The organism is Aeromonas sp. R7-5 (assembly GCF_040908015.1).
GTDB classification, from domain to species: domain Bacteria; phylum Pseudomonadota; class Gammaproteobacteria; order Enterobacterales; family Aeromonadaceae; genus Aeromonas; species Aeromonas caviae.
Genome location: NZ_JBFOCZ010000006.1, coordinates 1 through 17806 on the forward strand (window position 1 = coordinate 1; position 17806 = coordinate 17806).

The window sequence follows — 17806 nt, forward strand, 5'->3', positions numbered from 1 at the left end:
CCCCCTTGTGAAGGGGGAGGCCGGGAGGGGGTTGAGAGAAAGTCGGAGAGTTTTCTCGATAGATGGCAGGAGCTGGAGTGGGACGATATCGGCATGCAGATCCGCGCCAAGACCGCCGCCGATGTAGAGCGGGCGCTGACTACCTCCCGCCGCACCCTGAGCGATTTTATGGCGCTGATCTCCCCGGCCGCCGAGGCGTATTTGCCGCAGATGGCAGCCGAGGCCGAGCGCCTGACCCGCCAGCGCTTTGGCAACACCATCGGCTTCTATGTGCCCCTCTATCTGTCGAACCTGTGCGCCAACGACTGCACCTACTGCGGCTTCTCCATGAGCAATCGCCTCAAGCGCAAGACCCTGAATGCAGAGGAGATAGAGCGCGAGTGTCTGGCCATCAAGGCGCGCGGTTTTGACAGCGTGCTGCTGGTGACCGGCGAGCACGAGCACAAGGTGGGGCTCGCCTATTTTCGCGAAGTGATGCCCATCATTCGCCGCCACTTCAGCACGGTGGGGATGGAGGTGCAGCCCCTCTCGCAGGATGAATACGCCGAGCTCAAGACCCTCGGCCTCGATTCGGTCATGGTCTATCAGGAGACCTACCACGCTCCCACCTACGCCCGCCACCACCTGCGCGGCAACAAGCGGGACATCGCATGGCGCCTCGCCACGCCGGATCGGCTGGGCCGCGCCGGGATCGATAAAATCGGGCTGGGGGCGCTCATCGGTCTCTCATCGGACTGGCGCGCCGACAGCTACTTTGTCGCCGAGCACCTCGCCTGGCTTGAGCGCCACCACTGGCAGAGCCGCTATTCACTTTCGTTCCCGCGCCTGCGCCCCTGCACCGGTGGGCTGGAGCCTGCCGTCATCATGTCGGATCGCCAGCTGGCCCAGCTTATCTGTGCCTGGCGCCTCTTCTCGCCCACGCTGGATTTGTCCCTCTCCACCCGAGAGTCAGCCACCTTTCGCAACGGCGCGGTGCGTCTTGGCATCACCCAGATGTCCGCCGAGTCGCGCACCCAGCCGGGTGGCTATGCCGAGGGGGATAAAGAGGAGCTGGAGCAGTTCGCCATCCACGACGACCGCCCGGTGGGGGAAGTGGCCGCCGCCGTGCGACAGGCGGGGTTGCAGCCGGTGTTCAAGGACTGGGAACCGTTTTTGGGCCGATAGGGGTGGCCACGCCCCTCTTTGTCGGTGGCATCCGGCATGGTTGGGCGGTGTTTGGCCACACACCTTGCTGGTGGCGACCCTTTGGCTCCCTCCCCTGCGAAGGGGAGGGCTGGGGAGGGGTCTTGATGCGATGTTTCATTGCCATCGTAGGGTCGATGAGCCGTCAGGCGTAATCGTCCGGGGGATAGTCGATGGCACGGCTTTGCCGTGCAGGACGCGAGGCCGCTGGCCTCGAAGGGGTTTCGCCCGCCCTTCGGGCATGGGCGAGTGACTTTGGAAAGACCCGCTCTTTTCAAAAAATGCACCAAAGGTCTTCTCCCCCGCCAATCCGACCGCTACGCGGTTTCCCTCGGGTCAGGAACAAGGTCGGACGGACCGCCGCAGACGGCACATCCCTGTGCCGGCTGCGGCTGCGCCATCATCCCTGATGGCGCTCCTGACCTTGCCCCGTCCCCTCGGCGGATTGGAGGGGGAACCAATACCGTGCCAAGCACTCTAGACAGTGCTGACCTGAGGGATTATCAAAAGACAACCAACCATACCCCACATCAGATAGGTGCAGGGATTACGAATTCCAGCGTACGAGACGAATTTCTATAAACTGTTTGTTCTGTATATCTATACGAGAGCTTTAGTTATCGCGTCTTTTAACATTGATTCTAATGGATGGTTTTTACCATGCATAACAATTCTGTTCGACTTTATGTCAACAGGAATGTCTTCAAGAGAGCTTGATATAATAATGACATCCTTATTTAAAGCATGAGCAATGCCTAGTTCATAAAACACATTAGGGTTACGCCCGTCAATGTTAGCTATTATAAGGCGCGCAGTGCTCATGAGCTTTAAAGTATGGGAGAGTATATCACCAGAAATATGCTCCTCATCGCCACGCTTTGCAATCAAACCTACTGATTGGCACGTTTTTTTAATTTCGTCGTAAGTACTGCTAAAACTCTCATGATATGGTGTGAGTACAAATACCAAATTTTTGTCTACAGTAAGGTTGTCTGATACTCCATTTATGGAAAGAAATGAGCTATTCTTTGAGCTTATATTATTTTTCTGGGCTGAGACAACAAGGTGATTTACATCTTTCCATCTGGACTCATTAGAGATTAAGCGGCTCATTAAGTCGTACACCTTTGATTCGTAAGAGTCTCTTAGGGCATGGAGCTCAACTCTATTCCTTTCCTCATTGTACTGGCGATCTTTACTCGATTTGTAATAAATAAGCGCAACAACAACTGAGACCATCGCTAAAAGGAGGCTGCTAAGAAGACTCAAAATCTCGAAAGTCATGCCGAAATCTCCTTTAACAGGGATATTGAGTATATGACGCAAGAAAGTGCCATCGCATAATTTAAAAAAGATAAAAAGCCAGCTTTATAATATGAGTCTTTTTCGAAGTTAGTAATACTTTTTCTCGATAAAGCGACAAGCAATATAGCCACCACTACATAAACAATAAAAGTTAACAGTCCTTCGGCGGCCTTTCCTGTCGCCCCTAAGATAAAGGCTGTTACAAAAGACATTGCAAGGAAAATTATATCAACAGGAAGTTCAAGTAACGATTGGACCAAAACTGGAGCGGTCGTAGATCGTTCTACAAATAACTTCAAAGTGAAAGCGAGAACTAGTAGCAGCAAAGGCAAACCTACTTCTACATAACCCATCCGTAAAGCCCTATAAGATAAAAAATCACGAGAATTTATTGAAAAGCCAATCGTAACATGTGGGCTAGTGTACAGCTGTCAGTGGCTTATATGAAGTATTTGAATCAGAGAATGTGAGCTGCCTGCACCCTTAGCCATCCCCCCATATGAGCGAGGCCAATACTGGGACACCCACCATTTTGACAGGGGCGCAGCGTGGTCTGCTTGGCTGAAGAGACAGCCATAAGAGATAACTTGCCATGACCGTCGCTCGTTCACGTCAAATCAGTCTGTAGGATACGTCGTGCTACAGAGGTCAGCCTGCGGGACCAAGGGCATAGATATGTGCATCAATAGGCTGACCATAAAGAAAGATGCTGTCCCTTGCCCGGCACTCAAAGGTTGCCCCGGCGGCAATAGCAACAGCTTCGCTGGCACTGTTGCCAACCCCCATCACGATCTCTAGCCGAAATAGACCCAGCTGTTGAAAACCAAAGTCGCGGAGCAGGGCGACCGCCTGTCGGGCGATGCCGCAGCCTTGGTGGGATTGGCGTACCCAGTAACCGATATTGCCGTAGCGATGATGGGGCGACAGTTGGTTGATACCTGCGCCACCCAAGAGCTGGCCGGTGGTGGCGCAGAAAATGCCCATGTCAAAGGCGCGTCCTGCCGCGCGCTCCTGCTCGCAGTTGGCAAACCACTCCAGTGCGCTGTCCCGAGTAAATGAACGGGAGCACCAGCTGATCCAGCTGCCGACTGTCTCGATGGATTCGTGGGCTGCGCGGACAAACTCGTCGGCATCGCCAGATTCGAACGGGCGGATCACGATATTGGCGTTGGCAAGGCGCGGGAGTGTCGTCACTTGTCCTGCTTTTTCAGAAAGTAACTGATATGCCCCGGCGGCATATCGGGCAGCTGGCCAAAGACCTCGTAACCCTGCTTCTGGTAGAAGGGGAGGGCCTGAAAACTGGTGGTTTCCAGATGGTAGTTGGTGATGCCCTTGCTTTGGGCGTATTGCTCCATGGCGCCGAGCAGGCGGCCGCCCCAGCCATCGCGGCGGATGCTTTCATCGATCCAGAGCCAGTCGACATGCAGCCAGCCCCACTTGATGTCGGCGATGATGCCGCCGTGTACCTTGCCCTCTTCATCCTTGATAAAGCTGGCGATCCGCTCGCGCCTAAGCTCGTACAGTTGAGGGCCGGCCTGGCTTACGTTGTAGCCGGAGAGGCCATCTCTCAGCGCTTCGATCTCATCGTCCTGAGGGGGCTGTGGTCTGGTTAATTGCATAGTGCTTCCTGCTTGATGGTGGTTGTCTCTATGGGGTTGCCGCTTCCAGCGCGGCATCTGCCCGCGGCTGTTCAGTGCCGCCTGTGCGGGCTGACCTGTTTCACCAGGCAGACAAGAAGGGGGATATCCCAACATGGCTGTCCTGGGTATGGAGGTGAATGATTGGTCAGGACTTTTCGGCGGCAATCCGCTTAAGCCCCATACCAAGACTGGCAGGCGCCGTGAGCGAGAAACCGAATTGTTGATAGAGTCGGTACGCCTCCCCATCAGCCAGCAAGCTGACATAGCCTGACTCCGGTACCTCGCGGGCGATATAGTCGGCGATCTCCGTCATGATCTTTTTGCCTACCCCTTGACCCTGATATTCAGGCAGCACTGCAATATCAACCACTTGATAAAATGTCCCGCCATCTCCGATGATGCGGCCCATGCCGATGGCGGTCTGGCCGCAAAACACCTGGACGGCAAACAGCGTATTGGGCAGACCACGCTCTGCGGCTTCAAGCGTCTTTGGGCTGAGCCCGGCTGCGGTTCGAAGATAGCGATAGGTTTCGACGGGCGGTGTTGAGTGGACGACAGTGAAAGCGGGTGTGGTCATGTTGATAACTCCAGTGGGACCTGATTGTTTTAACTTCCCATGTAACGCACTGATCTGGTGATGGATCCGTGCTCTCCAGGGCTGTAGGGGGAGGTTCTCCCGATGCCTTCAGGTGGGCAGCCATCACTCCGCCCTCTCCAACTCGTCCATTTCCCCGCCGCCGATCAAGTTCAAATTCCGGCTGATCCGCTCCACCGGCCAGTCCCACCAGGCGAGGGCGCCCAAACGGGCGATGGTGTCGTCGTCGAAGCGATAGCGGATCACCTTGGCGGGGTTGCCGCCGACCACGGCGTAGTCGGGCACGTCCGTGGTGACCACTGAGCGGGCGGCGATGATGGCGCCGTTGCCGACTTTGACCCCTGGCATAAGCAGGGCGTCATAGCCTATCCAGACATCGTTGCCGATGACGGTATCGCCCTTGTAGGGGAGGCTGCCCGGGGCAGGGGCGGCGCTCTCCCAGCCGTTGCCGAAGATAAAGAAGGGGTAGGTGGAGAAGCCGGAGGTCTGGTGGTTGGCACCGTTCATGATGAACTTGACCCCGCGGGCGATGGCGCAGAACTTGCCGATGATGAGCTTGTCGCCGATGAAGGGAAAGTGGTAGAGGACGTTGCGCTCGAAGCCCGCCGCATCCTCCGGGTCGTCGTAATAGGTGTAGTCACCCACCTCGATATTGGGTCCCTTGATGGTGTTCTTGATAAAGCACACCTGGGGGAAGCCGTTCATGGGGTGGGGGTTGGCGGGATCGGGTCCGTGCATGGGGGGCTCCTCTGGGGTCTGGGCTCTGGCTACCCTAACGGAATCGGGTGGAGCCTTGCCACCCTTTTGTGCCCTCCGCTTCGCCAGTCTCTGTCGCCCCCTGCCCATGTGCGCATCGACCCGGGGCGGGTTTGTCTCTAGCATGGAGGGGCGGCGGAGTCTGGCTCCGTCAAAATGGATGATGGACGAAGTGCGCCTTGCACACTTCTGGCGGAGAGAAAAGATGAAGCTGCGTTCCTTGTTGATGGTGGGTGCCCTGCTGCTGGGCGGATGTGCGGTCAATCCCTATGGGGGGACGCCTGCGCCGGTCGGCGAGCCGGACAAGCCGGTGACCAAACCAGAGAAACCCGTGGCCGAGCCTGACAAGGCCGAGCCGGTGCCTGCTCCCAAACCCGTGGCACCGACGGGGCTGGCGGTTGCCCTGGCCGATGACTTCCTGAAGGCCGCCGATGTGCAGGCACTGGCGGGCAGCAGCCCGGTACTGCTGCTGATGGCGCCCCAGAACGGCACAGGTGAGCCCTTCAGCACTCAGCCCCTGGCGGTGGCCATGATCCAGCGCATTCAGGCCAATAGCGGCTTTCGTTTCGCAGACCCGGGCCAGGTGGCGGCCATCACGGGTCAGCTCGAATACCAGCAGGGGGGCATGAACCCCGCCTCCCTGGTGCGTCTGGGTCGCCAGACCGGGGCGGGTTACATGCTCTACGGGGATCTCCTCTCTGAAGGGGGCCGCTACCGGCTCGCCATGAGCCTGATGGATCTCAAGAGCGGCGAACTGCTCTGGAACGCCAGTCGATCCGCTGCCCGCTGATGCCGGCTCGCCGGATCCCTCTTGACCGGGATCCGGCCTTGCCCCCCTTGTCCGGGGGCGGGAATACCCCTATGGCGCCCCTGGTGTCACAGGGGTTGGCATGTCGCACTGCCTGAAGGCAAAAAACCTTCCTGACTGTCTGACAGCTCTGGTTCTGACAGCATCCCCGATTGCTACCATTCACTTTGCCGGAGGCTTGTCCGGTGAGCACGTCACCGACCGCATCCTTCCCGCCCGGCAGGCAGCTTTCTGCCCCTGTGCGATACTCCATGAGTCTTGTATAACAGGAGTACAGGGACCCACTCCCACGGATAGCAAGGAGCTCGGATGGCGCTCTCAGTGGCACAACTCTACGAAGTGATGGCCCAGTTGCCGGATCCCGTTTTCATCCTCAGCGAAGATGGCTACTACATCGAGTACATCGGCGGGATGGAGCAGCAGTCCTACCAGAACGGCAACCCGCTGATCGGCAGACAACTGCTGGACGTGTTGCCCGAGGACAAGGCGCAGTGGGTGATGGCGCAGGTGGCTCAGGCCCTCGCCAGCGGCCAGGTGCAGGTGGTGGAGTATGACCTCTCCCCCGCCGAGGTGGACGGCATCGACGCCGACGCCGGGCCCCAGGGAATGCAGCGTTTCGAGGGCAAGATAGCGCCCTTACCCTCTTTATATGAGGGGAAGCGGGCGGTGGCCTGGATGACCCGCAGCATCACCCGCCAGCACGAGCTGCAACAGCGGCTCAAGCGGCTCGGGGAGACGGATCAGCTCACCGGCCTCTACAACCGCCACTTCTTCTTCGACCAGTATCACCATAAGGTGCAGGGGCAGCATCTCACCGGCCTCATCATGCTGGATCTCGATCACTTCAAGCAGATCAACGATCGCTTCGGCCACCAGACCGGTGACAAGGTCCTGTGCCGGGTCTGCGAGTGCGTCTCTGCCCAGTTGCGGGGGGAGGATCTCTTCGTGCGCAGCGGTGGCGAGGAGTTTCTGATCCTGCTGCCGCAGATAGACGAGGGGATATTGCTGAAGGTGGCGGAGCGGATCCGCGCCGCAGTGGCGGCCATGGCGCCGGATCCCGCCCCGGTGACCGTGAGCCTGGGCACCACCCTGATCCGGCCGGGAGAGGATCTTGGCACCGTGCTGGCCCGGGCGGACGAGTGGCTCTATCGGGCCAAGCGGGGCGGGCGCAACCGGGTGGCCCACGATGGGGCGCCCTGAGGGGCGCAGTGAACAGGAAAGAGGGCGACCCGGGGTCGCCCTCTTTCATTTGGCCGGGTCAGATCAGCCGAACAGGGTCGAGATATTCTGTCCCGCCATCAGCAGGCCGATGGCCAGGGCGCTGAACCAGACCAGGGTAGCGGCGACCAGGGCATAGCCGAGGGCGACGAAGAGTCCGTCCCGCTGCAACATGCCGATGGCCAGCAGCAGGATGGCCCAGGCGGGCATGGCGTTGGTGAAGGGAATGGCGCCCAGCGGCAGCATCAGCAGCAGGGCGGCCAGCATGATGAGCAGGCCGTTGCAGCGGTTGATGGTCACGCTGCCGGTCAGGATGAGCAGGCGCGGGCGGATGAAGCGGTCGATGCGGGCCAGCAGATCCGCCCCCTTGTGCAGGGTCGGCTTGAGGTGCTCGGCGGCGAAGCGGCGCTCCATCAGGAAGGCGGGCAGCCAGGGCACCCGGTTGAGGGTGATGCCGATGCCGATGAAGAGGATCAGCAGGCCAAAGGGGGTGCTGACGCCGGGAATGGAAACCGGCAGCAGGAAGGGAACCGTGAGCAGCACGCAAAACAGCAGCATGCCCTGCTCGCCCACCAGGGCCAGCATCTGGCGCAAGCTGATGTGGCTCTCCTCGATGGCGTGGGCGGTGGCCCTCAGGGTATCGGAGAGCGTGCTTTGGGGGTCGTTGAGTTGCGCGGCAACCATTCCTGAGATCCTCGTCTGTTGATGCCACCGCTGTGGCGCCGCCAGCTTACGGGGGCGAGGTTAATCCCGGATGAATAACCCCGGGGAGCACAGATTTTTCCATCGGGAGCGGGGCAATGGGGCTGGTACAGCCCCCGTCCAGTGTGGGAGACGGGCGCTCTGATATGCTTTGCGCAGGTCTTTTCACCAAAGGATGAGCACATGAGAGGAGCGATGGGGATGGTGCCTGGGCTGCTGCTGCCCCTGGCGGGCTGGGCAGCCGAGCCCCCGGCGACGGGCTGGCAGCTGACTCCCTTTGCGGGATACAGCTCGGCCATCGACTTTCGGGCCATGGACGAGCCGGCTCCCACGCCGCACGGGAGCGACATCGACACCCTGCAAGGGGAGCGCTCCGGCAGCTGGGGGCTCTTCATCAGCAGGGAGGTGGATGACCCCGGCATGGTGGAGCTGCTCTACAGCCACCAGTCGACCCGGGTGTCCCCCGAACTGCCCGACAGGCTGACGGTGGACACCCTGCAGTTTGCCGGGGCCCTGACTCTCTCGGACAACCTGATGGCCCCCTATATCGGCGCCGGGATCGGGGTCACCCGCTTCGATGCCTACGACAGCGAGACGGCCCCTTCCATGTCCCTGGCCCTCGGGGTGCAGCCGCGCCTGACCGAACATCTGGCTGTGCGGGCCGAGGTGCGCGGTTATGGTGCCCTGGTCAACGACGACAGCCAGTTTCTCTGCAACCCCGAGATCTGCGCCTTTCGGGTGCGAGGGGAGCTGATCACCCAGTGGCAGGCCAATATCGGCTTGACCCTGAGGTTCTGAGCCTCATGATGGGACTCCTTTGACCAGACAAGGCGATACGACTCCGTGCCATCCCTGCCCCGTGAACTGCCCGTACTGCTGACCCCAAGGGGGCGACTGCGCCCCTTCGATGCGCGGGATGCTGCCGATCTCTTCGCCATCTACGGGGATCCCCTGGTGATGCGCTTCGTCGGGGAACCGCCGTTTGCCTCCCTTGCCACCGTGTCGCAGATGCTGGTTAGCGTCGAGCGGTTGCTGGCTGGCGGCGAGTCGCTGGAGTGGGGGCTGGTGTTACGCGGCAGCGGCCGCCTGGTGGGCACCTGCGGCTTGCACAGCTTTGCGGCCGGCGCCAGCCTGCGCCAGGCGGAGGTGGGCTGCATGCTGGCCCGCAGCCACTGGGGACAAGGTCTGATGGGGGAGGCGCTGAGCGCCCTGATCGCCTATGCCCGCCAGCTTGGCATCGTCACCCTGCTTGCGGATATCGAACCGGACAATCTGCCCAGCCAGCGGCTATTTGAGCGGCTGGGCTTCATCTGGCAGCAGGATACTTGCTACCGGTTGCTGCTGGGCGAGGAGATCACACCAGACCGCGCGTGACGCGGCTGAGGGGCTCGTTGACGTCGAACACCTTGTACTGCACCGCGCTGGCGCCCATGGCGAGCACCCGCTGCTCGTGCATGGTGGCGTAGGCGAGGGCGCTCCCCTCATCCTCGAACAGATAGATGCCGCCTGCCTCGCCGGTGCGCGGGTTCTCGGTCCAGATCTTGGAGATGAAGCCCGGCTCCCGGGTGATGGAGTCGGCCAGCGGCATGGCCGCAGCAGTGAGGGCCGGTCCCATCATCTCGGCGGGGAAGTTGAAATGGATCTGCAGCAGGCTGGGCATGATAAACCTCTCGTGGGCGTTGATTGACGGAATCCGCATCATAGGAAGCCGGCATCTTGGCTGCAAGAAGGCACATTTTCGTGGCATAGTTACCGCAAAGTAACCACTCGCGAGCCATACCGTGCCCTCACTGCCCTGTCCCGCCTATCAGGTATTGCGCCTGCTGACCGGCAAATGGAAGCCGGCCATTCTGTTTCATCTGCGCGAACAGACCCTGCGCTTTGGCGACTTGCGCCGCTGCCTGCCCGAGGTGAGCCAGAAGGTGCTCACCGCCCAGCTCAAGGAGCTGGAGAGCGACGGTGTCATCATTCGCACCCTCTACCCCGACGTACCGCCCAGGGTGGAGTACAGCCTGAGCCCGCTTGGCGTCGCCCTGATCCCCCTGCTCCAGCAGATGCACGATTTTGCGCTGAACCACGTTGATCTGCTGGCTGGTCAGGGTCCTGTTTCTAGCGAGCCCGCAGCAACCAGCGGCTGAGGGCGGTGGCCGCCAGCAGTCGGTAGCCGAGCAGAGTGAGCGCCAGCAGCGCGGGTACCTTGAGGAGTTCCCACCACACCTGTTTGCCCTGGGGGCCGAAGATCATCAGCCACACCACCAGCATCATGTGCAGACAGTAGAGGCCGAGCACCTTGGGGGCCTGGCGCTCCAGCCAGCTGCCTTTGCCCCATGCCGGGTTGGCCAGCAGCAGGCCGAACAGCCCCAGCGCCCAGGGGAGCGAACCCAGCAGGAAATCGTGACGAGCGAGGGGGACGGCGGCAACGCGCAGCAGCCCTGCGGCCTCCAGGGCGTAGAGCCCCATCCCCGCCATCATCATCAGGGCGCAGCGCCTGGCGTCCGGCTGCCAGGCACGCAGGCGCAGCTCGGCGCCAAGCGCCACGAACAGCAGGGAGAAGAAGGGGCCGTTGCGGGTCAGCAGGGCCCACTCGCCCCCCGGCAGCAGCGGGCCATAAGAGCCGCCTATCAGGGCCAGGGCGTAGAGCAGGGCCCCCAGCAGCAGGGCCAGCCTCGGCAGGCGGACCTGCTGGCAGAGCCCCAGGATCAGCACCGCCACCATCAGGGCGGGCAGGAACCAGAGGTGGATCATGCCGCCCACCCACCAGACGTTGAGATGATCCCCGAGCTGCATCTGCCACTGGCCCGCCATGGCGGGTAGGTAGCCCTCGCTCACCGCCGCGAGCGGGTTGAAGGGTATCAGCACGTAGAGGAGGCTCCACGCCAGCCAGAGCCCCAGCAGGGGTCGGCAGTAACGCAGTGCGACCGTCAGCGGGTGGCCCGCGGCGAGGGCGGGTTGCAAGAAGTAACCGGCGCACAGGAAGAACAGCGGCACCGCGAAGCGGCAGAGCTGGTTGATGACGGCCCCGACCAGAGGGTAGGGCGTGCCGTCCCACAGGGCGGGGTCGAAGGGGTTGCTGAAAGGGGAGAGATGGATGGTCATCACGGCCAGGATGGCCACCACTCGCCCGCATTCGATGCTGGAGATGCGCATGATTCCTCGTGGCGTTCGGGAGCTGGGCGCACCCTATCAGCCGCAGGCGTTCCCTATCCAGCCGCCTGGTCGTCAACTGTGACCCCCATCGGCGGCCGGTTACCCTTTGTTACCCGAGGTGCGGGCAAGGTTACCGCCGCCGGGAGCGGGATCCCGTTTTGGTGTCGGTAAAAGGGCTAGAGCAGGGCCACCAGCACGGTGACCAGGGCGCCCAGCAGCAGCAGGGTGATGCCGCGACCGGCGGGGCCGTGCAGCTTGTTCCACATCAGCAGGCTGGTGAGGGCCAGCAGCAGCATGGCCAGGGCCGCCAGATCTCCCACCAGTTGCCAGGGCAGGCCGGTGCCCATGCCACGGTGCAGCCGGTTGAGGCTGGCAGCGAAGTTTGCCTGCTGCAGCTCGGTGCGCACCAGCAGAGTGCCTTCCACATAGCTGGCGGCCACGCTCTGGCTGAGGGTGACGCCGCGCAGCTCCCAGCGGGCCGGCAGGGTGAGGGCGCCGGATGGTGTGGGCAGGGTCTGGGGCGGGGTGATCTGGGGTCGCCCCTCCTCGAACATGTCTGCATAACGCTGTTGCAGCAGGGCTTTCAATTCATCCGGGCTGGCCAGCGGCGTGCTCAGTACTATCTCTTCGCTCGATTTGGCGGTGTGGGGACCGGGCAGGGGCAGCACGGCCCTGTGTTGCAGCCAGAGGCCGGTGAGGCCGTAGAGCAGCATCAGGGTGAGGGTGGCAAAGCCGGCCCAGGCGTGGATGCGGCGCACCCACTTGTTGTTGTGCAGGGGGAGTTTTCTGCGTGTCATCGTTCGGTGCTTCATAACAATCTGGCCAGCGAACGCTGGCCAGAGGGGTCGGTAAACAGGGAGGATCAGAAGCGGTAGGCGGCGGTCAGGTGCAGCTGACGGGGCGTGCCCGGCATGATCTGGGCCGCGCTGGTGGCGCTGACGAAGTAGTCGTGATCGGTCAGGTTCTCCACGCTCAGCTGGGCTTCCCACTGGGGCCAGCGGTAGCCGGCACGGGCGTCGAAGCGGGCGTAACCGGGCAAGGTGGTGGTGTTGGCGTTGTCGGCGAAGCGATCCCCCACCGCCGTCATCCCGGTCTCGCCGAACCAGCCCTGCTTGCCGCTCTGGTAGCCGGCGAACAGCTGGCCGTTCTGGCGGGAGACGTTCATCGGCCGCTTGCCTTGCAGGTCCGCATCAGCCTTGACCTGCTCGGCATCCTGGATGGCGACGCCGCCGCGCAGATAGATCTCGTCGGTCAGCTGGGCACGGGCGCTCAGCTCGATGCCGTCGGTGCGCTGCAGACCGGTGAGGATCACCTTAGTGGGATCCAGCGGATCCTTGCTGCGTTTGTTGTACATCTCCAGCCGGTAGAGGGAGAGGGTGGTGGCGAGGCGGCCGTTCAGCCAGTCGCTCTTCACGCCCCCTTCATAGAGCCGGGTGTGCTGGGGATCCAGGTTGTTGTTCTTGTCCCCCGGGGTGATGCCGATAAGCTCACCGCCCACCGGGGTGAAGGTCTTGCTGTAGGAGGTGTAGAAGGCATGCTCCTCGATGGGGTTCCACACCAGGCCCAGGCGCGGACTCAGGCTGGTGACCGAGAGGGTCTCTTCCTTGTCGAGGTCGTTGCGGCGGCTGGTGACGGTGAAGTCGTCGCGGCGCAGGCCTGCCAGCAGGTGCCAGTCGCCCAGGCTGAGCTGATCCTGCACATAGAGGCCGACACCGCGCACCCTGTGATGGGCGTCGCTGGAGAGTTTCATGGCGCCGTCGTAGGTGGGCAGGGAGCCCGGATCATAGAGGTTGCCTGCCGGGATCGGGTTGGCGTTCTGGTAGAGCTTGGGGGTGCGATCCTGCCAGCCTTGCTCCAGGCCCACCAGCAGACGATGGGCGATGGGGCCGGTTTGCAGCTGGCCTTCCGCCTCGGTGTTGCTGGTGAGGCTGCTGGCCTTGAGATCCTGCTGCCAGCGGGCGCGGGTCACCTTGTCACCCTTGACGCTGGTGACATAGGTATTGTCGAACTGGCTGTCGAGGGTGGTGTAGCCGAGCTGCTGGCGCAGTTGCCACTGATCGTTGATGTCCCAGGTGAAGCGGGAGCGGGTGGACTGGGCCACATCGTCGATGAAGTCGCGGCGGGTGTCGCTGTAGACGCTCTCGATGGGGACATCCGCCGGGCGACCATCGACGCCGGGAATGCCGCGATCCGGGGTGCGATCGTGCTCGTTGCGCTCATATTGCACCAGCCAGTTCAGGGTGTCGGTGATCTCCCAGTTGACGGAGGGGGCCAGCAGGGTGCGCTTGCTGGTCACGTCGTCGCGAAAGCTGTCTTTGTCTTCCTGGGCCAGGTTCAGGCGCACCTGTACCCGCTCTCCTGCCTCGCCGTTGAGGTCGGCGGCGAAGCGTCGGCTGTCGAAGCTGCCGACCTGGGCGCTGACGCTGGAGGCCTGCCCCTTCTGGGGAACCTTGCTGACCCGGTTGACGATGCCGCCGGTGCTGCCACGGCCGTAGAGCACGGCGGCGGGGCCCTTGAGCACTTCGACCCGCTCGATGTTGCCAAGGTCGCGGGTGTATTGCATGTCGTCGCGCAGGCCGTCGAGGTAGAAGTCGTTGCTGGCGCTGAAACCGCGGATGGTGACGCCGTCAAAACGGGTGTCGCCGCTGGCGTTGACGCCAGGGATGCCGGTCAGGGCTTCACTCAGGGTGGGCTGGCCGAAGGCGGTCAGCTCGCTTGCCTTGACGCTCTCGATGCTCTGGGGCACCAGCTTGGCCGGTGTGGCGGTGCGGGTCGCGGTGGCGACCTCTTCATGTTGGCTGCGTTTGCCGACCACGGTCAGGGTTTCGTCTTCGGCACGGGGGCTGGTGCAAACCGCCAGCAAGGCGACGCCCAGCAAGGCGCGCGGGGGGGTGGAATGGTTCATCTGGGTGTGACTCTTTGTCGACCAATCGGCCTGAACTTGTTGATTTATTTGTAATTATTGATTTCTCTCATCGCGAGAGGTTGCTAATGATATTGATTTTCATTTGCCTTGCAAGGAGAAGATGCAAGAAAAAGAGATCATTGGCGGGCAGGCACTGAGGGGGCTGGAATCTCGGGGAAAAGGCCGGGGGAACCTTGGTTCGGTTCGGAGGGGACGCTACCATGGTGGCCTCGCGCCTTGGCGCACCATCCGGCACACACAGGGAGAGAAACATGGTCGAGATCATCAGGGCGGATCTGCACAACCCTCGCCACGGCGAGGCGCTGATCGCGATGCTGGATGAATACGCCAGGGACGAGATGGGGGGCGGCAGTGCGCTGGCGGACGAGGTGAAGGCGAATCTGGCCGACGCCCTGGCCGCGCGACCCGGTGCCCATGTGCTGCTGGCCTGGATCGATGGGGAGCCCGCTGGCGTTGCCACCTGCTTCGAGGGCTTCTCGACCTTCGCCTGTCAGCCGCTGCTCAATATCCACGACGTGGCGGTGCACCCTGCCCATCGCGGCCAGGGCATCGGCAAGCAGCTGTTGGCGGAGGCGGAGCGGCTCGCCCGGGAGCTCGGTTGCTGCAAGCTGACCCTGGAGGTGCTGGAGGGGAACAAGGTGGCCCAGGCTGCCTATCGTGCCAGCGGCTTTGCGGGTTATGAGCTCGATCCTGAGGTGGGCCGGGCCATGTTCTGGCAGAAGAAGCTCTGAGCCTCAGTGACAACGCGATCATCCCAAATGAAAAACGGCGCGCAGAGTGCTCTGCGCGCCGTGTCGTCAGGTGGTTGCCGACTTAGAAGTCGTAGCGGGCCGCCAGCTGGAAGTCATCCTTGGTGTTGAGCTTGCCGCTGTCATGGCTGTCGAGGTTGTTGATGCGGTACTCGCCGATGACGCGCAGGTTCTTGTTGAACTTGTACTGGGCACCCAGGGTGTAGTAGTCGATGGAGTCGTAGTCAGACTTGCCAGCCTGCTCCACCTTCTGCTTGTTCCACAGGGCCATCAGGCCGAAGCCGCTCTCGAAGTTGTAACCCAGTGCCCCTTCCCAGCCGGTGTGATCCTTGCCGGTGGCCAGGAAGTCGCTGCCGTCGGCATAGCTCAGGGCGGCGTAGAGGGCCTTGTTGTCGTACTTGGCGGAGAGCAGCCACAGCTTGGCATCCTCTTCACCGCTCTTGTCGCGGATGCCCACGTTGTAGGCGGTCCCCAGGGAGAGGTTGAACGGGAAAGTGTAGGCCACGGCGGCACCGTAGGCGGCATCGCTGTCCTTGCTGGAGGTCTCTTCGGTGTCACCGCCATCGAACTTGTAGCTGGTATCGACCTGGAAACCGTTGAACAGGCCGGAGTACTTCAGCACGGAGCCGGCGCGGTTGGTGGCGAAGGTGTCGGTCTTGGCGCCCAGAGCCTCGTTGCCGTAACCGTCGGAGAGAGAGACATCAGTCCAGTCCGCCAGGAAGCCAGGAGCCCCCTTCTGGCGACCGAAGGTGACGGTTCCCCAGTTGGCGCCGACACCGGCGAACGCCAGACGGGTACGCAGGTTGTCGGAGTTCTCGCTGACGGTCTTCTCGCTGTCGTTGATGTACATCTGCAGTTCGTACTGGGCCAGCGCCTTGAGACCCGGGTTGATCTCGCTCTCTACCTTGGCGCCCAGACGGACAAACTGGTTGGCCCCCTGCTTGTCGCTGTATTCGTTCTTGATGTCACCGTTGGCGTCCAGCTCTTTCTTCTCGCCGAAGAACTGGCCGGCGTAGATGCGGCCGTAGAGGTCGAGCAGGGTGCTCTCGTTTTTGTACACTTCGACGGCTTGAGCCTGGAAGGCGGCGGTAAGAGCCAATGCTACTACTGTCAGCTTTTTCATCATGATCCCTTGTGTTGCAAGCTTTTGTTTTAAAAGACGGGGCCATGCTAGAAGTGACAGATGACAGTCGGGTGACCGTGCAATGAACAAACCGTGTCGGTTCCATGTCAGCGGGATGAAAACCGGGATTTATGTGGCTGGTTGCCACTTTTACGCGCAAAGGTTTGCCCTTGTGGTAGAATGCCGCCCGTTTTCGAGCTCCTAAGGTTGGATATGCGATGAGACGTGAACTGGCAATCGAATTTTCCCGAGTGACGGAAGCGGCTGCACTGGCTGGCTACAAGTGGCTCGGACGTGGTGACAAGAATATCGCCGATGGCGCGGCCGTGGCGGCCATGCGCCACATCCTCAATCAGATCCAGATCGATGGCGAGATTGTGATCGGCGAAGGGGAGATCGACGAAGCCCCCATGCTTTACATCGGCGAGAAGGTGGGCACGGGTCAGGGCGACGCCGTGGACATCGCGGTCGACCCCATCGAAGGGACCCGCATGACCGCCATGGGTCAGGCCAATGCCCTGGCCGTGCTGGCGGTGGGCGACAAGGGATCCTTCCTCAAGGCCCCCGACATGTACATGGAAAAGCTGATCGTGGGCCCCAAGGCGAGAGGCGCCATCGATCTCGATCAGGCCCTGGAGCTGAACCTCAAGGCCGTGGCCAAGGCGCTCGGCAAGCCCCTCTCCCGTCTGACCGTCATCACCCTGGCCAAGCCGCGTCATGACAAGGCGATCAAGGAGATGCAAGGCCTGGGGGTGCGGGTGTTCGCCATCCCCGACGGTGACGTGGCCGCCTCCATCCTCACCTGTCTGCCGGACAGCGAAGTGGACATGCTCTACGGCATCGGTGGCGCACCGGAAGGGGTGATCTCCGCCGCGGTGATCCGCGCCCTGGACGGCGACATGCAGGCTCGCCTGATCCCCCGCCACCAGGTCAAGGGTGACAGCCCAGAGGTTCGCGCCCTGGGTGAACAGGAGATCGCGCGCTGCGAGGAGCTGGGCATCGACGTCAACAAGGTGCTCAAGCTCGAAGATCTGGCCAAGAATGACAACGTCATCTTCTCGGCCACCGGCATCACCAAGGGTGATCTGCTGGAAGGGATCACCAGCGACGGCGTCATGGCGACCACCGAGACCCTGCTGATCCGCGGTAAATCGCGCACCATCCGTCGCATCAAGTCGATCCACTTCCTGGATCGCAAGGACAGCGTGGTACGCGACATCATCCTGTGATGTGCTGACTCCCGCAGCAAAAAGCCCGGCACTGCCGGGCTTTTTGCGCTCTGCAGGGCGCCAGGGTGCCCGGGCAGGGATAAGGCTTAGGAGAAACCGGACTCCTTGCTACACTGCGGTGCCCCACAGAGGAAAAATCACATGGAATGTCGTCAGGGATGCGGTGCCTGCTGCATCGCCCCCAGCATCAGCAGTGCCATTCCTGGCATGCCGGACGGCAAGCCCGCCGGTGTGCCCTGTGTGCAGCTCGATGCGCACCTGGGGTGCAAGATCTTCGGCCAGCCGGAGCGCCCGGCGGTGTGCGGCGGCTTTCGCCCCATGGCGGACGTGTGCGGCTCCCATCGCCAGGAGGCCATCTGGCTTATCGGCGAGCTGGAGCGGCTGACCGCCTGAACCCTTGACCCTCTCCCTCGGGGAAAGGGTGTC

The 17806-nt window shown here is 61.9% G+C and carries 21 protein-coding genes; 9 read left to right on the forward strand and 12 right to left on the reverse strand.

All coding sequences use genetic code 11. The features are described 5' to 3' along the window. Nucleotides 1-93 precede the first annotated feature (93 nt). Nucleotides 94-1164, forward strand: a complete 1071-nt coding sequence (thiH, locus tag AB5Y53_RS00860) for a 2-iminoacetate synthase ThiH (protein WP_368181060.1) — start codon at nt 94-96, stop codon at nt 1162-1164. 618 nt (nt 1165-1782) lie between these two features. Here thiH and AB5Y53_RS00865 read toward each other — a convergent pair. The 6 genes from AB5Y53_RS00865 to AB5Y53_RS00890 all read right to left on the reverse strand — a co-directional run bounded on the left by AB5Y53_RS00865 (nt 1783) and on the right by AB5Y53_RS00890 (nt 5460). Continuing rightward, nucleotides 1783-2466 carry a hypothetical protein gene (locus AB5Y53_RS00865; RefSeq protein ID WP_368180967.1) on the reverse strand — a complete coding sequence of 228 codons (684 nt, stop codon included), beginning with the start codon at nt 2464-2466 and terminating at the stop codon, nt 1783-1785. Further along, nucleotides 2463-2840 carry a hypothetical protein gene (locus AB5Y53_RS00870; RefSeq protein WP_368180968.1) on the reverse strand — a complete coding sequence of 126 codons (378 nt, stop codon included), beginning with the start codon at nt 2838-2840 and terminating at the stop codon, nt 2463-2465. The genes AB5Y53_RS00865 and AB5Y53_RS00870 overlap by 4 nt, the downstream gene beginning before the upstream one ends. Nucleotides 2841-3135: 295 nt before the next feature. Next, nucleotides 3136-3681, reverse strand: coding sequence for a GNAT family N-acetyltransferase (locus AB5Y53_RS00875; RefSeq protein WP_368180969.1), 546 nt, complete (start codon nt 3679-3681; stop codon nt 3136-3138). After that, nucleotides 3678-4106: a GNAT family N-acetyltransferase gene (locus AB5Y53_RS00880; protein WP_368180970.1), complete on the reverse strand. Its 429-nt coding sequence runs from the start codon at nt 4104-4106 to the stop codon at nt 3678-3680. The genes AB5Y53_RS00875 and AB5Y53_RS00880 overlap by 4 nt, the downstream gene beginning before the upstream one ends. Nucleotides 4107-4272: 166 nt before the next feature. Further along, the gene (locus tag AB5Y53_RS00885) at nt 4273-4704 is read right to left on the reverse strand and encodes a GNAT family N-acetyltransferase (protein ID WP_041997343.1); all 432 of its coding nucleotides are present in this window, start codon (nt 4702-4704) and stop codon (nt 4273-4275) included. Nucleotides 4705-4827: 123 nt separating this feature from the next. Further along, a complete protein-coding gene (locus tag AB5Y53_RS00890) occupies nt 4828-5460 on the reverse strand; it encodes a Vat family streptogramin A O-acetyltransferase (RefSeq protein WP_323928756.1) in 633 nt (210 codons plus the stop codon). Nucleotides 5461-5683: 223 nt separating this feature from the next. On the opposite strand from AB5Y53_RS00890, the gene AB5Y53_RS00895 reads away from it, so the two are divergent. Both AB5Y53_RS00895 and AB5Y53_RS00900 read left to right on the forward strand, forming a co-directional pair. Further along, nucleotides 5684-6268, forward strand: a complete 585-nt coding sequence (locus AB5Y53_RS00895) for a hypothetical protein (RefSeq protein ID WP_010672673.1) — start codon at nt 5684-5686, stop codon at nt 6266-6268. A 327-nt stretch (nt 6269-6595) separates the two neighbouring features. Continuing rightward, nucleotides 6596-7486 carry a sensor domain-containing diguanylate cyclase gene (locus AB5Y53_RS00900; protein WP_041214332.1) on the forward strand — a complete coding sequence of 297 codons (891 nt, stop codon included), beginning with the start codon at nt 6596-6598 and terminating at the stop codon, nt 7484-7486. A 63-nt stretch (nt 7487-7549) separates the two neighbouring features. On the opposite strand, the gene AB5Y53_RS00905 is transcribed toward AB5Y53_RS00900, so the two are convergent. Then, a complete protein-coding gene (locus AB5Y53_RS00905) occupies nt 7550-8188 on the reverse strand; it encodes an exopolysaccharide biosynthesis protein (RefSeq protein WP_010672675.1) in 639 nt (212 codons plus the stop codon). Between the two features lie 201 nt (nt 8189-8389). On the opposite strand from AB5Y53_RS00905, the gene AB5Y53_RS00910 reads away from it, so the two are divergent. After that, the gene (locus tag AB5Y53_RS00910) at nt 8390-9004 is read left to right on the forward strand and encodes an outer membrane beta-barrel protein (RefSeq protein ID WP_042864545.1); all 615 of its coding nucleotides are present in this window, start codon (nt 8390-8392) and stop codon (nt 9002-9004) included. Between the two features lie 45 nt (nt 9005-9049). After that, on the forward strand, nt 9050-9580 hold the full coding sequence (locus AB5Y53_RS00915) for a GNAT family N-acetyltransferase (RefSeq protein WP_368180971.1): 531 nt from the start codon (nt 9050-9052) through the stop codon (nt 9578-9580). Here the strand turns inward: AB5Y53_RS00915 and AB5Y53_RS00920 are convergent. Then, on the reverse strand, nt 9561-9866 hold the full coding sequence (locus AB5Y53_RS00920; RefSeq protein ID WP_039040460.1) for a monooxygenase: 306 nt from the start codon (nt 9864-9866) through the stop codon (nt 9561-9563). The two genes, AB5Y53_RS00915 and AB5Y53_RS00920, sit on opposite strands and share 20 nt — an antisense overlap. 121 nt (nt 9867-9987) lie before the next feature. Here AB5Y53_RS00920 and AB5Y53_RS00925 point away from each other — a divergent pair, with 121 nt between their 5' ends. After that, nucleotides 9988-10344, forward strand: coding sequence for a helix-turn-helix domain-containing protein (locus tag AB5Y53_RS00925; protein WP_042015355.1), 357 nt, complete (start codon nt 9988-9990; stop codon nt 10342-10344). Here AB5Y53_RS00925 and AB5Y53_RS00930 read toward each other — a convergent pair. From AB5Y53_RS00930 to AB5Y53_RS00940, 3 genes are all read right to left on the reverse strand, one after another. Further along, complete coding sequence (locus tag AB5Y53_RS00930; protein WP_045523012.1) at nt 10316-11353, reverse strand: acyltransferase; 1038 nt, start codon at nt 11351-11353, stop codon at nt 10316-10318. The genes AB5Y53_RS00925 and AB5Y53_RS00930 overlap by 29 nt on opposite strands. A 176-nt stretch (nt 11354-11529) precedes the next feature. Beyond that, nucleotides 11530-12150: a PepSY-associated TM helix domain-containing protein gene (locus tag AB5Y53_RS00935; RefSeq protein ID WP_069652288.1), complete on the reverse strand. Its 621-nt coding sequence runs from the start codon at nt 12148-12150 to the stop codon at nt 11530-11532. Nucleotides 12151-12215: 65 nt separating this feature from the next. Beyond that, nucleotides 12216-14258: a TonB-dependent siderophore receptor gene (locus AB5Y53_RS00940; protein ID WP_319900646.1), complete on the reverse strand. Its 2043-nt coding sequence runs from the start codon at nt 14256-14258 to the stop codon at nt 12216-12218. Nucleotides 14259-14530: 272 nt separating this feature from the next. Between AB5Y53_RS00940 and AB5Y53_RS00945 the strand changes: the two genes are divergently transcribed. Beyond that, nucleotides 14531-15010: a GNAT family N-acetyltransferase gene (locus AB5Y53_RS00945; RefSeq protein WP_319900645.1), complete on the forward strand. Its 480-nt coding sequence runs from the start codon at nt 14531-14533 to the stop codon at nt 15008-15010. Between the two features lie 82 nt (nt 15011-15092). Here the strand turns inward: AB5Y53_RS00945 and AB5Y53_RS00950 are convergent, their stop codons facing one another. After that, on the reverse strand, nt 15093-16151 hold the full coding sequence (locus tag AB5Y53_RS00950) for a porin (RefSeq protein ID WP_029313567.1): 1059 nt from the start codon (nt 16149-16151) through the stop codon (nt 15093-15095). Between the two features lie 218 nt (nt 16152-16369). On the opposite strand from AB5Y53_RS00950, the gene glpX reads away from it, so the two are divergent. Both glpX and AB5Y53_RS00960 read left to right on the forward strand, forming a co-directional pair. Further along, the gene (glpX, locus tag AB5Y53_RS00955; protein ID WP_043757022.1) at nt 16370-17380 is read left to right on the forward strand and encodes a class II fructose-bisphosphatase; all 1011 of its coding nucleotides are present in this window, start codon (nt 16370-16372) and stop codon (nt 17378-17380) included. Between the two features lie 141 nt (nt 17381-17521). Next, on the forward strand, nt 17522-17773 hold the full coding sequence (locus AB5Y53_RS00960) for a YkgJ family cysteine cluster protein (protein ID WP_010675884.1): 252 nt from the start codon (nt 17522-17524) through the stop codon (nt 17771-17773). Nucleotides 17774-17806 lie beyond the last annotated feature (33 nt).

Coding starts and splice junctions, on each gene's coding strand:
- AB5Y53_RS00945 (WP_319900645.1), top strand. CDS start 14,531: ATGGTCGAGATCATCAGGGCGGATCTGCACAACCCTCGCCACGGCGAG.
- AB5Y53_RS00950 (WP_029313567.1), bottom strand. CDS start 16,151: ATGAAAAAGCTGACAGTAGTAGCATTGGCTCTTACCGCCGCCTTCCAG.
- AB5Y53_RS00895 (WP_010672673.1), top strand. CDS start 5,684: ATGAAGCTGCGTTCCTTGTTGATGGTGGGTGCCCTGCTGCTGGGCGGA.
- AB5Y53_RS00910 (WP_042864545.1), top strand. CDS start 8,390: ATGAGAGGAGCGATGGGGATGGTGCCTGGGCTGCTGCTGCCCCTGGCG.
- AB5Y53_RS00880 (WP_368180970.1), bottom strand. CDS start 4,106: ATGCAATTAACCAGACCACAGCCCCCTCAGGACGATGAGATCGAAGCG.
- AB5Y53_RS00890 (WP_323928756.1), bottom strand. CDS start 5,460: ATGCACGGACCCGATCCCGCCAACCCCCACCCCATGAACGGCTTCCCC.
- AB5Y53_RS00920 (WP_039040460.1), bottom strand. CDS start 9,866: ATGCCCAGCCTGCTGCAGATCCATTTCAACTTCCCCGCCGAGATGATG.
- AB5Y53_RS00870 (WP_368180968.1), bottom strand. CDS start 2,840: ATGGGTTATGTAGAAGTAGGTTTGCCTTTGCTGCTACTAGTTCTCGCT.
- AB5Y53_RS00905 (WP_010672675.1), bottom strand. CDS start 8,188: ATGGTTGCCGCGCAACTCAACGACCCCCAAAGCACGCTCTCCGATACC.
- AB5Y53_RS00885 (WP_041997343.1), bottom strand. CDS start 4,704: ATGACCACACCCGCTTTCACTGTCGTCCACTCAACACCGCCCGTCGAA.
- AB5Y53_RS00900 (WP_041214332.1), top strand. CDS start 6,596: ATGGCGCTCTCAGTGGCACAACTCTACGAAGTGATGGCCCAGTTGCCG.
- glpX (WP_043757022.1), top strand. CDS start 16,370: ATGAGACGTGAACTGGCAATCGAATTTTCCCGAGTGACGGAAGCGGCT.
- AB5Y53_RS00935 (WP_069652288.1), bottom strand. CDS start 12,150: ATGACACGCAGAAAACTCCCCCTGCACAACAACAAGTGGGTGCGCCGC.
- AB5Y53_RS00865 (WP_368180967.1), bottom strand. CDS start 2,466: ATGACTTTCGAGATTTTGAGTCTTCTTAGCAGCCTCCTTTTAGCGATG.
- AB5Y53_RS00930 (WP_045523012.1), bottom strand. CDS start 11,353: ATGCGCATCTCCAGCATCGAATGCGGGCGAGTGGTGGCCATCCTGGCC.
- AB5Y53_RS00940 (WP_319900646.1), bottom strand. CDS start 14,258: ATGAACCATTCCACCCCCCCGCGCGCCTTGCTGGGCGTCGCCTTGCTG.
- AB5Y53_RS00960 (WP_010675884.1), top strand. CDS start 17,522: ATGGAATGTCGTCAGGGATGCGGTGCCTGCTGCATCGCCCCCAGCATC.
- thiH (WP_368181060.1), top strand. CDS start 94: ATGCAGATCCGCGCCAAGACCGCCGCCGATGTAGAGCGGGCGCTGACT.